This is a genomic window from Bacillus cereus group sp. MG9, from assembly GCF_040459995.1.
Taxonomy (GTDB): Bacteria; Bacillota; Bacilli; order Bacillales; family Bacillaceae_G; genus Bacillus_A; species Bacillus_A mycoides.
The window spans coordinates 5,236,753-5,252,687 of the sequence record NZ_JARVHC010000001.1; the positions used below are offsets into that span (position 1 = coordinate 5,236,753).

The window sequence follows — 15,935 nt, forward strand, 5'->3', positions numbered from 1 at the left end:
CCACCCTACTATTTCCCCTTTCCAAAAAAAATAAGCTATAATGAGAACCAGCTAACACGAAAGAAAGGAGCAACAACATGTTAAAAATTTTCTCGACTCAATTAAGTGGATATTTCTCCAAAATTTCTCAAAAAGAAGAAATGAATATAGAAGATAGCGCTCGTCTACTTGCCCAGGCGTTAGTTGGGGACGGCTTCATTTACTTGCATGGTACAAACGAAATGGAAGGTATTGTTTCAGAAGCATTATTTGGCGCCGAACCAATGAAACAAGCAAAACGTTTAATAGAAAACGGTGAACCGGCGGCAGTGACTTCTGCGGACCGCGTGCTTCTTATTAGTCGTTTTTCGACAGATGAAGAAATTATAAAAACCGCGAAAAAACTTCATGAAGAAGGCCAATCTATCGTTGGAATCTCGACTATTCAAGAAGGTGTTGAATCACTGGAACAATATACAGATGTACATATTGATACAAAGCTGTTAAAAGGTCTTATTCCAGATGATGAAGGTAACCGCTATGGGTTCCCAAGTTTAATTATAGCTTTATTTGCTTATCACGGATTGAAATTTACAATTGATGAAATGTTAAACGAATATTAAAAAAAGCGCCCTATTTCAGGCGCTTTTTTTTATTACTTGCTCTCTTTATTCGTAATAGAAGCACTTACGAAGTCATGGAACAATGGTTGTGGACGGTTTGGACGAGATACAAGTTCTGGATGGAACTGTGCTGCCACGAACCAAGGGTGATCTTGTAATTCAATAATTTCCACTAGACGACCGTCTGGGCTTGTACCAGAGAATACAAATCCTGCTTTTTCCATATCTGGACGGAATTGATTGTTGAACTCATAACGATGACGATGACGCTCATATACAACCGGCTCATTGTAAGCATTGTAAGCATTTGTTTCTTCAGCAAGCTTACATGGATATAGACCAAGGCGAAGTGTACCACCTAAATCTTCTACATCTTTTTGTTCTGGTAATAAATCGATGATTGCATAAGGTGTGTCAGGATTAATTTCAGAAGAGTTAGCCCCTTCTAATCCTAATACGTTACGTGCGAATTCGATTGATGCAAGTTGCATACCTAGGCAAATTCCTAAGAATGGAACTTTGTTTTCACGAGCATATTGAATTGCAACGATTTTACCTTCTACACCACGATCGCCGAAGCCACCTGGTACAAGGATACCATCTGTGTCGCCAACTAATTCTTTTACGTTCTCTGCTGTTACGTGCTCAGCATTTACCCATTTCACTTCTACATCTGTGTCGAATGAATAACCTGCATGACGAAGCGCTTCTACAACAGAAATGTATGCATCTTGAAGCTCTACGTATTTACCAACAAGAGCGATTTTTGTTTTCTTAGAAAGGTTACGTACTTTATTAACTAGCGCAGTCCAATCTGTCATATCTGCAGCTGGATTGTCTAACTTCAAGTGATCACAAACGATTTGGTCCATGTTTTGTTCTTGAAGAGATAATGGAACCGCATATAAAGTATCTGCATCGCGTGCTTCGATAACTGCTTTTGTATCGATGTCACAGAATAATGCAAGCTTGTCTTTCATGTCCTGAGAAACAGGTAGTTCTGTACGAACAACGATAATATTTGGTTGAATACCTAAGCTGCGAAGCTCTTTAACGCTATGTTGCGTTGGTTTTGTTTTCATTTCACCCGCTGCTTTCAAGTACGGGATTAACGTACAGTGAATGTACATTACATTGTCACGACCGATGTCGCTCTTAATTTGACGAATTGCTTCTAAGAATGGTAAAGACTCGATATCACCAACAGTTCCACCGATTTCTGTAATAACAACGTCGGCATTTGTTTCGCGACCAGAACGATATACACGTTCTTTAATTTCGTTAGTAATGTGAGGAATAACTTGAACTGTTCCTCCTAAATATTCACCACGGCGCTCTTTTTGAAGAACTGAAGAGTAAATTTTACCTGTTGTTACGTTGCTGTATTTGTTTAAGTTGATGTCGATAAAACGCTCATAGTGACCTAGGTCTAAGTCCGTTTCTGCACCATCATCTGTTACGAATACCTCACCGTGTTGGTAGGGGCTCATAGTCCCTGGGTCTACGTTAATGTATGGATCAAACTTTTGAATAGTTACGTTTAAACCACGATTCTTTAAAAGTCTTCCAAGAGATGCTGCTGTAATACCTTTACCTAAAGACGATACTACACCGCCTGTTACAAAAATATACTTAGTCATGAAAATACTCCCTTCTACTTCGTTGTTATATAATCACCGTTGCAAAGCGCAACGTATGTAGATAACACTGTATCTATCTTATTGTTAGGCTCTTTTTATTTTCTAAACAAAAAACAAAAAAGAAAATTGCTCCCCTCATCACATAAAGTAATAAGTAGGGAGCAATTTTCTTTTATATTTACACTTTAAAAGTATTATCGTCTTTTTTTAAAGAGCCCAAAAATGATTCTACATGGACGATAATGAAAAGTCAAGAACTACCGCTCTTCCTCTTCTTCTTCTTCAGTTTCATCATACTCAAGTTCTTCTTCTGCGAAGTCTTCATTATCTTCTTCTAAATCATCAAGATCATCATCTGCGTCTTCGTCTTCAAGAACTTTGTCCAAATCTACTACATCTTCTTCTACTACTTCTTCTACTTCTTCTACATCATCTTCTTCAATGTAGTCGTCAAAACCGTCTTCTTCAACTTTACGTTTCTTCTTCGGTTTTGGCTGAGGCAGAATTTCTTCATCAATTTGCTCATATGGGTACCAGCTACGTAGCCCCCAACGATTTTCTCCTAAATTAATGAAACGTCCATCGATGTTTAAATCTGTATAAAATTGTGCGAGTTTCGTATTAACTTGCCCTTGAGATAGTCCCAGCACTTGAGCGATTTCTTGAACCAACTCGTTGAATGTCGTTGCTTGTCTTTTATTCCCTAAAACACTATGTACAACTTCAATCATTGAACATTCTTTTAGCTCTTCTGGTGAATATTGCTTAAAACCCACTTATGCGGCACTTCCTTTCTTCAAATATAAGCTTATATATAACGGTCTGCTTAAAAAAATCCATACTATTCATTATAAACAAAAGTCGCACAAATATGCTACAAAAAAAACGGGAAACTTTTATCCCGCTATTTACGGGCAATAAAATTATAATTTGTCCATTCTTTATTTCGGAGACATATGTGCTCCTTGCAGTACATACCTAATTTGCATTTCTGTATATTCTTCGAGAGTATACAGTTTTTGCAGGGCCCAACGTCTAAATCCCCACATTTGTCCTTGTATGAAAATATTATGTGCAAGAAGCTGTATTTCCTTTTTATTTAGTGTAAATGTCCCATTTTCCGTACACTGCTCTAAAATATCCTCAAACATCCCGACCATTTGAAACTCTTTTTCTAATACATATGGGAGTGATTCTTTCGGTAAAAAACGTACCTCTTGATACATAATTAATACTTCTTCTTGCAATTCATCCATCACTTTAAAATAATTCATTATCGCTATCTTTAAGCTTTCTATACTTCCCTTCTCTGTACACACTACTTCCTCTAACCGCTCTTTTACATGTTCATAAATACTATCACAAACTAAATATAATACATCATCTTTTGTGCGAATATACTCATAAAGTGTTCCGATACTAAATCCAGCCGCTTTCGCAATTTCTCTCGTTGTTGTACGTGGGAATCCTTTTTGCTTAAACAGCTGCACCGCACCTTTAATCATTTGTTCACGTCTTAACGCAACTAATTTTTCATCTTTCACTGACGCATGTACATTATGTTTAATCATCCCTTCACCTCTCTCTATTATTTTTGGAAGTAAAAAGCGTAGGAAAATACCTACGCTTTTGTTCCTACTTCGTTAACATACGAGAAATTACAAGCCTTTGAATCTCTTGTGTTCCCTCATATATTTGTGTAATCTTTGCATCGCGCATATAACGCTCTACTGGATAATCTTTCGTATAACCATAACCACCAAATACTTGTACCGCTTCAGTCGTTACCTTCATCGCTGTATCACCTGCAAATACTTTTGACATCGCTGACTCTTTCCCATACGGAAGCCCTTCAGATTCAAGCCAAGCCGCTTGATATGTTAAAAGACGCGCTGCCTCTACATCCGTTGCCATATCCGCAAGTTTAAAGCCAATTCCTTGTTGCGCCGCAATTGGCTTCCCAAACTGATGACGTTCTCTTGCATATTCTACAGAAGCATCTAAAGCGGATTGTGCAATACCGACTGCTTGTGCCGCAATACCATTACGGCCGCCATCTAATGTCTGCATCGCAACTTTAAATCCTTGGCCCTCTTCCCCTAGTAAATTCTCTACAGGAATACGGCAGTCTTCAAATATAATTTCAGTTGTTGGCGAAGAACGAATCCCTAGCTTACTTTCCTTCTTCCCAACCGAAAATCCTAGCGTATCACTCTCCACAATAAATGCACTCGTGCCGCGCTGCTTCGAATCAGGATCTGTTAATGCAAAAACAACATAAATATCAGCAATACCGCCATTTGTAATAAAGATTTTCGAACCATTTAAAATGTAATGGTCTCCATCTCGTTTTGCAGTCGTCCTCATTCCACCAGCATCTGATCCAGAGCTTGGTTCTGTTAAGCCATATGCACCAATTTTCTTCCCTTCAGCCATTGGGCGCAAAAACTTTTGTTTTTGCTCTTCCGTTCCAAATTTAAAAATTGGCCATCCAGCAAGTGAAGTATGTGCAGACAACGTTACACCTGTAGAAGCACAAACGCGGGATAATTCTTCAACGGCAATTACATACGCCAAGTAATCGCTTCCAATTCCGCCGTATTCTTCAGGCCACGGAATACCGGTTAAACCAAGCTCTGCCATTTGATCGAATAAAGCGCGATCAAATCGCTCTTCCTCATCACGCTCTGCTGCTGTCGGTGCTACTTCATTCCTTGCAAAATCCCGAACCATTTTTCTTATCATTTCATGTTCTTCTGATAATTTAAAATGCATTCCCGTCTCCCCCTCTGCCTTTTTATAAAGCTCGACTAATTACAAGCTTTTGTATTTCGCTCGTTCCTTCATATATTTGTGTGATCTTCGCATCACGGAAAAATCTTTCTACTGGATAATCTTTCGTATAACCATAACCACCAAATACTTGCACCGCTTCAATCGCAACTTCAACAGCCGTCTTAGAAGCAAATAATTTCGCAATAGAAGCTTCTTTACCGCATGGTAATCCTTGTGCTCTTAGCGATGCTGCTCTGTATACAAGTAATCGCGATGCTTCTACACTTGTTGCCATATCTGCAAGTTTGAATCCGAGTCCTTGCTGCGCCGCAATTGGCTTTCCGAATTGCTCACGCTCTTTCGCATAATCAATCGCACATGCAAGCGCCGCTTCCGCGATTCCTAATGCTTGCGCTCCGATTCCAATTCGCCCAACATCTAAATTCGCCATTGCCACCTTAAATCCTTGTCCTTCTTCACCAAGTAAATTCTCGACCGGCACTTTCATATCTTCAAACGTAAGTTGCACTGTACGAGAACCAAGAAGACCCATCTTATGCTCATCTTTTCCAATGATTAAGCCTGGTGTATCTTTCTCTACTATAAATGCTGAAATCCCGCTTTTCCCCGCATCTGGATTTGTAGACGCGAAGACGATATATGTACTTGCTTCACCACCATTTGTAATAAAGACTTTCGATCCATTAATGATGTAGTGATCGTCTTTCTTTACAGCTCTTGATTTCAAACTACCTGCATCTGATCCTGCATTCGGTTCTGTTAGAGCAAATGCGCCTAAATATTCACCAGTCGCCAGTTTAGAAACATATTTCTGCTTCTGTTCTTCTGTTCCGAAGTATAAAATCGGATTCATTCCAACTGACGTATGTACAGCCAAAATTACACCAACCGTTGCACTTACCTTTGAAATTTCCTCAATTGCTAGGATGTAAGAAATAAAATCCATTTCTGCCCCGCCATATTTTGCAGGTGCTGGAATACCCATTAGTCCAAGCTCACCCATCTTTTGCAAAATCTCTTTCGGGAACACCCCTTGTTCCATACTAGGAACAAAGGGAGCTATTTCCTTCTGTGCAAAATCTCGAACCATTTTCCTCATCATTTGTTGCTCTTCAGTAAAGTGAAAATTCATGTACTTCGCCTCCGTTTGCTATATATCTTTTTAACAATCTGGTAAGACCACTACTTCAATAAAGGGAGGCCTTTATTCGTAAACGTAGAAACCACGACCCGTTTTACGTCCTAACCATCCTGCATTCACATACTTACGTAATAATGGACATGGGCGATATTTACTATCTCCTAATCCTTCATGCAACACTTCCATAATGTATAAACACGTATCTAAACCGATAAAGTCAGCTAACGTAAGTGGTCCCATCGGATGATTCATACCGAGTTTCATTACTTCATCAATTGCTTCTTTCGTCGCCACTCCTTCGTATAACGTATAAATCGCTTCGTTAATCATCGGTAATAAAATACGGTTCGATACAAACCCTGGGAAATCATTTACTTCAACTGGCACTTTCCCAATTTTTTTCGTAATATCCTCAATCGTTTCGTACACTGCATCATCTGTAGCTAAACCACGAATAATTTCAACGAGTTTCATAACTGGAACTGGATTCATAAAGTGCATGCCGATTACTTTCTCAGGACGTTTCGTTACCGCTGCAATTTCCGTAATTGGTAACGATGACGTATTCGTCGCTAAAATTGCGTGTTCTGGAGCGATTTCATCTAAATTCGCAAAAATTTTCTTTTTAATATCCATTTTTTCAACAGCTGCTTCAATAATAAGATCAGCTTCTTTGACACTATTTAAATCAAGCGTCCATGTAAGACGATTTAAAGTCGCATCTTTCTCTTCTTCCTTCATACGGCCTTTTTCTACTTGGCGGGCTAAATTTTTCGAAATAACAGCTAGCCCTCTATCTAATTGCTCTTGCTTTAAATCTTGCACTTTCACATCATAGCCTGCCATTGCACACACTTGTGCGATACCTGAACCCATTTGCCCTGCACCAATTACAACAATCTTTTGTACACTCATTTTTTCTTCCCCCTTAATTGTTAATAAACTATATATCTTCTAATCTTAATTAGTGAACTTCAATCATCACTGCATCACCTTGACCGCCACCGCTACAAATAGAAGCAATTCCAATTCCGCCGCCGCGCTGCTTCAGTGCATGGATAAGTGTAACGATAATACGTGCTCCGCTCGCTCCAATTGGATGCCCCATTGCTACAGCACCGCCATTTACATTCAATTTTTCCGGATCGATCCCTGCGATTTCTGTACTTGCAATTGCTACAGCCGCAAATGCCTCATTGATTTCAAATAGATCTATGTCTTCAATTGTCTTACCTGTCTTTTTCAGCAATTCATTAATTGCATAACCTGGCGTTCTTGGGAAATCCTTCGATTCTACCGCAATCGCCGTATGCGCCAAAATTGTCGCTAATGGTTTTCTTCCTTCTTGCTTCGCTCTGTCCTCGCTCATTAATACAAGTGCAGCACCGCCATCATTTAGTCCCGGAGCATTACCTGCTGTCACCGCTGACGTCTTATCAAATACAGGCTTTAATTTCGCTAATTTTTCAATCGTTGTATCCGCGCGTGGCGCCTCATCCTTAGCCACGACGATAGGATCGCCTTTTCTTTGCTGAATTGTTACTGGTACAATCTCCTCTTCAAAACGCCCTTCTTTATGTGCCGAAACCGCACGTTGATGGCTACGATATGCCCATTCATCTTGTGCTTCGCGAGAGATTCCATCTTCCTTCGCAACTTCTCCGCCATAAACACCCATGTGTATACCTGAAAATGCGCATGTTAAACCGTCTGCAACGTTTAAATCGATAACTTCGTTGTTACCCATTCTGTATCCCCATCTTGCCCCTCGTAAAATGTAAGGGCTGTTACTCATCGATTCCATTCCACCAGCTACAATCAGTGATTGATCACCAGTACGAATAATTTGATCTGCTAACGTAACTGCGCGAAGCCCTGATGCACAAACTTTATTTATTGTTTCTGTCTGCACTTCCCAAGGAATGCCGGCCGCTCTTGCTGCTTGGCGTGATGGAATTTGTCCTTGCCCTCCTTGGATAACCGTTCCGAATATAACTTCTTCAACATCACTAGCGGAAACATTCGCTCTTTCAAGCGCTGCCTTAATTGCGATTCCTCCAAGTTCTGTTGCTTTCACGTCTTTTAAAGTTCCTCCAAATTTTCCAACCGGTGTTCTTGCAGCACTTAAAATAACTGTTTTACTCATGTTTCTTTCCCCCATTTCTTTTTTTAGCACCGAGCGCTCGCTCGGTATCCTTGCGCCTAGAAGAGGTGCAATTATTGCACCTCTTTCTAAATTTGAATGCATTCCTACAAACTACATTGCTTCTTTCTTCTGTCCGATAACTGAGCGTTCTAAAATCTCTGTTACGTCCAAAGTTTGAACTGTTTCTTCAACTTCTTTCGCTTTCGTGCCGTCACTAATCATCGTTAAGCAATACGGGCATCCTGTACCGATAATTGACGGCTGTACAGCTAGCGCTTGTTCTGTACGAGCAACGTTAATACGAGAACCTGTCGTTTCTTCCATCCACATTAGGCCGCCACCCGCACCACAGCACATTCCCGTTTCACGGTTACGCGCCATTTCTACAAGGTTTACACCTGGAATTGCTTTTAGAATATCGCGCGGCGCTTCGTATACTTCGTTGTATCTTCCTAAGTAACAGGAATCATGGTACGTAACTGTCTCTTCAATAGAATGGACAGGTTTTAAACGACCTTCCTTCACCCACTGGGCTAGTAATTCTGTATGATGATAGACTTCTGCTTGTAAGCCAAAGTCCGGGTACTCATTTTTAAAAGTGTTATAAGCATGAGGGTCAATCGTAACGATTTTCTTCACTCCTGCTTTTTCAAATTCTTCAATATTTTTAGTCGCCATTTCCTGGAATACAAATTCATTTCCAAGGCGGCGCGGTGTATCACCAGAGTTCTTTTCCTTGTTACCAAGAATTGCGAATGAAATGCCTGCTTCGTTCATTAGCTTCGCAAATGATATCGCAATCTTCTGACTGCGATTGTCATACGAACCCATTGATCCAACCCAGAATAAGTATTCAAACTCTTCGCCAGCTTTTGATTTCTCCTTTACAGTTGGAACTGTTACTTCATCGTCACCTTGGCGCCATGTTTCACGCTCTTTACGGTTCAGTCCCCACGGATTACCTTGACGCTCAATGTTTGTCATTGCACGCTGCGCTTCCGCGTCCATTTTTCCTTCTGTTAAAACGAGATAGCGGCGTAAATCAATAATTTTGTCAACATGCTCATTCATAACTGGGCACTGGTCCTCACAGTTACGGCACGTTGTACATGCCCAAATCTCTTCTTCTGTAATAACGTCTCCGATTAAACTTGGGTCGTACGCTAGCGCTGTAGCCGCTGATTCTTGTTGTCCTTTTCCAGCTGCCATCATCGCTAACTGATTTCCTTGTGTATTATTAAAAGCAACAACTGGAACCCACGGTGCTTTTGATGTTACCGCTGCTCCTTTATCAGTTAAATGATCACGAAGTTTTAAAATTAAATCCATCGGTGATAACATTTTCCCTGTTCCTGTTGCCGGACACATATTTGTACAACGACCACATTCGACGCAGGAATATAAGTCGATAAGTTGATTTTGTCTAAAGTCTTCAATTTTACCAACACCGAATGTTTCTTGTGTTTCATCTTCAAAATCAATTTTTTCAAGTTTTCCCGGATTTGAAAGACGACCAAAAAACACGTTAACTGGTCCAGCAATTAAATGCGCATGTTTTGATTGTGGAACATAAACTAAAAACGTTAACAAAATTAGTAAATGCACCCACCAAGAGAAATAGAACACTGAAATGGCTACGGTTTCATTTAATCCCGAGAAAACGTAAGCGATTGCAGAAGCGATAGGTTCACTCCATGAAAGCTCCTCGCCGTGCCATATAATTCCCATCCCATTACCAAGTAGCACAGAAATCATTAAGCCACCAATAAAGATAAGAACAAGGCCTGATTTAAAATTACGTTTCAAACGAACAAGCTTTTCAATATAGCGTCTATGAAAAGCCCAAAAGACTGCAATTAAAATAACGAGTGTGACAATTTCCTGGAAGAATGTAAATGCAGGGTATAGTGGTCCAAGTGGAAGATGCGATCCTGGTGCAAGTCCTTTCCAAACGAAGTCAATTGCTCCAAATTGGACAAGAATAAATCCGTAAAAGAACATAACGTGAATGATGCCGCTCTTTTTATCTTTCAGCAGCTTTTTCTGACCGAAAACATTGACCTTAAGAAGATCCCAACGCTCTTTAAAACGACGGTCAAATTCGATCTTTTTTCCTAATTGTATGTAGGCCATCCTTGTTCGTATAAGATATACAAACAAATACCCCGCATAAGCAATAACAGCAATGGCAGCCAGCCAATTAATGATTAGTAAGCTATTCATTTTATGCTACCCCTCTCTTTGTAAGCTCTCTTTCTTTTTTAGAATCTTCGAAAATATATAATTTTCTGAATTATATCCCCTATTCCCATTATATAATGAGTGAGCATTCAGTCAACAGTTTTTTGTTATACAACAACACATTTTTTAATAAAGCTGTTTATTTCGGTGAAACTATAAAGTGAAACTTTAATCAGTAGGGAGCTGTTTATTCCCTACTGATTATTAGCCCTCACCAATCGGGATTTTACGGGCGGTCCGAATCCCAACCAACTTCTTTGCTTTAACCCAATTTCGAGGTGGGAGTCTTACTGCCCGCAAATAGCGGGATACAGTGAAATTTTGATTTGTAAAAAATTGATGGTGAAAAGACCGTGAAGGAGGGAATTTACTTATGTTTTTCTTATCTCTCTTGTTATTAGGCAGCGCTCTCTGGATTACAATCGACCTTTCATATGGGAGAATTGTTCATTTAAAGCGTGTACGTTCTCGTTCTTTCTCTTTACGTCAAAGTGATTTTCGCCTTTATACATACGGAAATGATCTATACGATGCTCTCTTTACTGATATAAAACAAGCTAAACACCATGTGCACGTTTTATTTTTTATTGTAAAAAACGATGATATAAGTCGTACGTTTTTAAAGTTACTTATCGATAAAGCACAAGAAGGAATTGAAGTAAGACTTTTACTCGACCGGTTTGGAAGTCATTATTTATCAAAAGAAGCGATTTACTCGCTACAAAAGCATGGTGTCTCTTTTTCATTTTGTCATAAAGTGAAATTTCCTTTTCCTTTCTTTTCTGCAAATCAAAGAAACCATAGAAAAATTACAGTTATTGACGGGAAAATTGGTTATATTGGTGGATTTAACATTGGCGAAGAATATTTAGGGCATAATCAAAGGTTAGGGTTATGGCGAGATTATCATTTACGTCTTACAGGAGAAGGGATACAAGATTTACAAAAACAATTTTTACATGATTGGCTCGACGATACAGACCAAAATTTATTAGATTCATCTCTTTATTTTCCTATGCAACAACCAGGGACCATTCTACATCGTTTCATCCCTACTGATGGTGCCTATTTACAAAATACATTTTTACATTTAATCGAAAGCGCGAAAAAAGAACTCTTTATCGGTACACCATATTTTATTCCTGGAAAAAAAATTATGAATGCATTATTAAAAGCGCGAAAACGTGGGGTTCAAATAACTATTCTCGTTCCACAAAAAGCTGATCACGCCCTCGTTCGAGAAGCAAAATTCCCATATTGCCGAAAGTTAATACAAGCTGGTTGTAATATTTACGCTTTTCAGCAAGGATTTTTCCACGCAAAAATTATTATAGTAGACGATCATACTTGTGATATCGGAACTGCTAATTTCGATATGAGAAGTATATATATTAACCATGAAATCAATTGCCTTTTATACGATAAACATTTCATACAAGAAGTAAAACGTAAATTCGAGGAAGATTTGGAACGCTCCTTATTACTTTCCTTCGAAGATGTCAATCCTCTCTCCATTATCGATAGAGGAAAGGAATGGATAGGAACGATACTCGCGTTCTTTTTATAGCGAAATTTCAAGGGCCAAGGAGGTGCATCACATATGATAATTCGATTTGGATATGTCTCACATGCTACGGCATTATGGGACTGTTCGCCTGCCAAAACAATGACATTTACAAGCTGGAAAAAGCTAAAAAAACAAGAGCGTGAAGATAAATTATATAATGTTACACTGCAAAATCTAGAACACACAATACGCATCCTTCATTACAATATTGCACACGAAATTCCATTATATCGTTTATCATCTTCTATCGTCCCGCTTGCAACACATCCTGAAGTTGAATTTGATTACATTCAAATATTTGCTCCACTATGGCGTAAAATAGGAGCATTAATTCAAGAACACAATTTACGCGTAAGTTTTCACCCAAACCAATTCACACTATTTACAAGCGACAAACCACATATTACAACTAATGCAATTACAGATATGACCTATCATTATAACGTGTTAAATGCTATGGGAATTGCAGATTCTTCCTACATTAATATCCATGTAGGTGGCGCGTATGGAAATAAGGAGAAGGCAATCGAACGTTTTCATGAAAACATACAGAAACTTCCTTACCATATAAAAAGACAAATGACTCTTGAAAATGATGATAAAACATATACAACTTCTGAAACTTTGGCTATTTGTCAAAAAGAGCAAATCCCTTTCGTGTTCGATTATCATCACCACATAGCGAACCTTTGTAATGAACCGCTAGAAGAATTACTTCCTATGATATTTAAAACTTGGTCACATACAAATGTCCTTCCTAAAGTTCATATTTCTTCTCCTAGATCAGAAAAAGAATTTAGGGCCCACGCAGATTATATTGATTTAGAATTTATTAAACCCTTTTTACACATTACAAAAAAAATTAATCATAATTTTGATATTATGATTGAAAGTAAACAGAAAGATTTAGCAATGCTACAATTAATATGTGAACTATCCTCTATAAGAGGAATAAAAAGAATAAATAGCGCAACATTGCAATGGTAAATTGTAATGTTGCGCTATTTTTTTCAAAAAAAGTAATTTTTATAGTAAAAAACACCCTATTTTATATGCTATGATTGGAATTAGCATTTTCCACCTGCGATTCAACTTTATTGAAACGGAGTCATAATATGATTAATCAAAAAAAATATGTACACTTTGTCATGATGTATATAATTATATTTTTTCTTTGGATATTCCTTATTCCTAAGAGCTTGAATATAAAAGAAATTGGCATTCTCTTCTTATTTTGTTTTGCTACACTCTTTTCTTGCTATTGCCTATATAAAGCAATTAAGAAGATGAAGCACGGTGACAAACTATTTTGGGTTCTAGTACTATGCACTTGTATATGTGGATTAGCTATGGAGATAACTTTATTTCTTCATTCACTTTCTATATATGATCAAGTCATATTCTCATATAAGGCATTGCCTTTTTTCATCATACAATATATTTTGCTCTTTTCTGGCTTTGCTATAAAGTTTATAAAACATTACTCTATTAGAGGCCTTGCTCAATTTTCATTCGACAGCATCTTTATTGTTATTATGAATATTTATTTTACCTTAACCTTTATTTTAGATATTTCAAGCTTTCGTATGTTAACCAAGGAAGCGTGGATTTTGATTGGGTATTTTATTGCACAATCATTAGTAATTTACGCCGTTATTAGCCTATATAGAAGAGAACGGTATTCTTCTAGTAGAATCTCATTAATTATTGGCTTTACTATCATACTTGTTTACGGATATATACACTTGCTTCAGATAAACTCAGGGATGGAAACCTCTTCTGAAGTCTCTTACTTAATACATACTGCTTCGATTTTACTAATCGGTTTATCGTCCATACTGTACATTTTGGATAAACCAATACAACATGAAACGAAAACGAAATATTATCGATTCGATTATGTACGCTTTATATTACCTTATTTTAGTATAATCATTACTTTTTCCTTTGCTGTTATTCAGCCTTGGGATGATAAGTTCATGCTAATCGGTCTAGTATTATCACTAGTCTTATTATTCCTACGACAACTTTTCATGTGGAAAGATAATCAAGTATTAATCGATACGTATGAACAGTTGACTACACAACTAGAAGGTGCAGTTGAAGAAGGCGTATCTGCCCTATCAAAAAGTGAACAACGTTATAAATCTTTATTCGAAGATCATCCTGATGCTGTTTTTTCTTTAAATATGAATGGGATTTTTCAACAATCTAATAAGGCTTGTGAAAGTTTATTTACAGCCTATTATTGTGAAGTAACAAGCTATTCTCTTCAACACTTCATTGATCCACAAGATCATGAATTATTGAAGAAATCTTTACAAATTACAAAAGAAGGTAGACCACAAACTCTAGAAATTCGTACAAAAGAAAAAGAAGGATATTATTATCACCTTCACATTACATTCATCCCTATTTTTATAAATAAAGAGGTTGTTGGGATGTTTGGTATAGCACGTGATATTACAACTTTATATGAAAAACAAAAGCAAGTAGAGCATATGGCTTTCCATGATGCACTTACAGGACTACCGAATCGCCGGAAATTCGAAAAAGATTTAAAAACGATTTTAAATACAGCTCAAAACACCACTAATGACGTTGCGGTCATGTTCCTCGACTTAGATCGATTTAAAAAAATTAACGATCGACTCGGCCATGATGTCGGAGATTTATTATTAATTGAAGTAGCAAAAAGATTACGTGGATGTTTGCGTTCAAAAGATATCGTTGCCCGCCAAGGCGGAGATGAATTTACGATTCTATTACCAGATATGTACTCTGAAAAAAGTGCTTCTTTTATGGCTGAACAAATTTTAACTATTTTAAATAAGCCTTACTTTATTAAAGATGAAGAACTTTCTGTTACACCGAGTATCGGAATTGCGATGTACCCTGACTACGGAACCGATGTAACCGAATTAATGAAAAATGCAGATATGGCTATGTATCGAGCAAAGGCTAATGGAAAAAATAGATTTATTTTCTTCTCAAAAGAAATGAGTATTGCGCAAAATGAAATACACTTCCTAGAAGGTGAACTTTCAAAAGCTCTACAACAAAATGAATTTTTCCTTGAATATCAACCACAAGTAAATACAAAAACAAAACAAATTATCGGTTTTGAGGCATTAATTCGCTGGAAACATCCAAAACTCGGAATTGTATCGCCTGCCCAATTCATTCCTCTAGCAGAGGAAACAGGATTTATTATTGAACTTGGTAATTGGATTTTACGTACCGCCTGCTTAGAAGCAAAAAAGTGGCATAACCAAGGATTTTCTCAATTAAAGGTTGGTGTAAATTTATCTGTTGTTCAATTCAATCACGCAGATTTAATATCAACTATTTCAAAAGTCTTGGAAGAAACCGAACTAAAGCCGGAAGCGCTAGATATTGAGATTACAGAAAGTATCGCGATTAATCAAAATCATTCTGTAATTGCTAAACTAGAAGAACTTCAAAATCTCGGTATCCAAATTTCAATTGATGACTTTGGAACTGGTTATAGTTCTTTAGCTTATTTAACGAAATATCCAATCAATACATTAAAAATTGCTCGAGAATTTATTTGTGGAATTACAAATAGCCCTTTAGAAGAAGCCATTATCGCTTCCATTATTACGCTATCAAAAGAATTAAATTTAGAGGTTATTGCGGAAGGTGTAGAAACAGAAGAACAATGGAAGTTTTTACACGAGCAAAACTGTGACCACATTCAAGGATTCCTCTTTAGCAAACCTGTTTCTAGTAAAGACGTTTGGAGGTTACTCCACAAAAAAACAACCGTCTAAGTAAGACG

The 15,935-nt window shown here is 37.7% G+C and carries 12 protein-coding genes; 4 read left to right on the plus strand and 8 right to left on the minus strand.

Translation table 11 applies throughout. The features are described from left to right. Positions 1-77 precede the first annotated feature (77 nt). Positions 78-602: a DUF2529 domain-containing protein gene (locus tag QCI77_RS27045; protein WP_113770392.1), complete on the plus strand. Its 525-nt coding sequence runs from the start codon at positions 78-80 to the stop codon at positions 600-602. A gap of 32 nt (positions 603-634) precedes the next feature. Here QCI77_RS27045 and pyrG read toward each other — a convergent pair whose 3' ends face one another. The 8 genes from pyrG to QCI77_RS27085 all read right to left on the minus strand — a co-directional run bounded on the left by pyrG (position 635) and on the right by QCI77_RS27085 (position 10,548). Then, positions 635-2,242 carry a CTP synthase gene (pyrG, locus tag QCI77_RS27050; protein ID WP_002016314.1) on the minus strand — a complete coding sequence of 536 codons (1,608 nt, stop codon included), beginning with the start codon at positions 2,240-2,242 and terminating at the stop codon, positions 635-637. A 257-nt stretch (positions 2,243-2,499) separates the two neighbouring features. Next, a complete protein-coding gene (rpoE, locus tag QCI77_RS27055; protein WP_353825718.1) occupies positions 2,500-3,018 on the minus strand; it encodes a DNA-directed RNA polymerase subunit delta in 519 nt (172 codons plus the stop codon). A gap of 165 nt (positions 3,019-3,183) precedes the next feature. Beyond that, positions 3,184-3,813: a TetR/AcrR family transcriptional regulator gene (locus QCI77_RS27060; RefSeq protein ID WP_353825719.1), complete on the minus strand. Its 630-nt coding sequence runs from the start codon at positions 3,811-3,813 to the stop codon at positions 3,184-3,186. 64 nt (positions 3,814-3,877) lie between these two features. Further along, complete coding sequence (gene acdA / locus QCI77_RS27065; RefSeq protein ID WP_002016320.1) at positions 3,878-5,017, minus strand: acyl-CoA dehydrogenase AcdA; 1,140 nt, start codon at positions 5,015-5,017, stop codon at positions 3,878-3,880. Between the two features lie 22 nt (positions 5,018-5,039). Next, complete coding sequence (locus QCI77_RS27070; protein WP_113770389.1) at positions 5,040-6,170, minus strand: acyl-CoA dehydrogenase; 1,131 nt, start codon at positions 6,168-6,170, stop codon at positions 5,040-5,042. A gap of 72 nt (positions 6,171-6,242) precedes the next feature. Further along, entirely contained in the window at positions 6,243-7,094 is an 852-nt protein-coding gene (locus QCI77_RS27075) for a 3-hydroxybutyryl-CoA dehydrogenase (RefSeq protein ID WP_002016322.1), read from the minus strand. A gap of 49 nt (positions 7,095-7,143) precedes the next feature. Then, positions 7,144-8,427, minus strand: coding sequence for an acetyl-CoA C-acetyltransferase (locus QCI77_RS27080; RefSeq protein WP_078203580.1), 1,284 nt, complete (start codon positions 8,425-8,427; stop codon positions 7,144-7,146). 9 nt (positions 8,428-8,436) lie between these two features. Next, positions 8,437-10,548: a (Fe-S)-binding protein gene (locus QCI77_RS27085; protein ID WP_002130078.1), complete on the minus strand. Its 2,112-nt coding sequence runs from the start codon at positions 10,546-10,548 to the stop codon at positions 8,437-8,439. Positions 10,549-10,939: 391 nt separating this feature from the next. Here QCI77_RS27085 and cls point away from each other — a divergent pair, with 391 nt between their 5' ends. The 3 genes from cls to QCI77_RS27100 all read left to right on the plus strand — a co-directional run bounded on the left by cls (position 10,940) and on the right by QCI77_RS27100 (position 15,927). After that, positions 10,940-12,133 (plus strand): cardiolipin synthase, encoded by a 1,194-nt coding sequence (gene cls, locus QCI77_RS27090; protein ID WP_113770387.1) that lies wholly within the window; start codon positions 10,940-10,942, stop codon positions 12,131-12,133. Between the two features lie 33 nt (positions 12,134-12,166). Next, positions 12,167-13,120: a UV DNA damage repair endonuclease UvsE gene (gene uvsE / locus QCI77_RS27095; RefSeq protein ID WP_113770386.1), complete on the plus strand. Its 954-nt coding sequence runs from the start codon at positions 12,167-12,169 to the stop codon at positions 13,118-13,120. A 128-nt stretch (positions 13,121-13,248) separates the two neighbouring features. Beyond that, on the plus strand, positions 13,249-15,927 hold the full coding sequence (locus tag QCI77_RS27100; RefSeq protein ID WP_113770385.1) for a DUF4084 domain-containing protein: 2,679 nt from the start codon (positions 13,249-13,251) through the stop codon (positions 15,925-15,927). Positions 15,928-15,935: the final 8 nt, after the last annotated feature.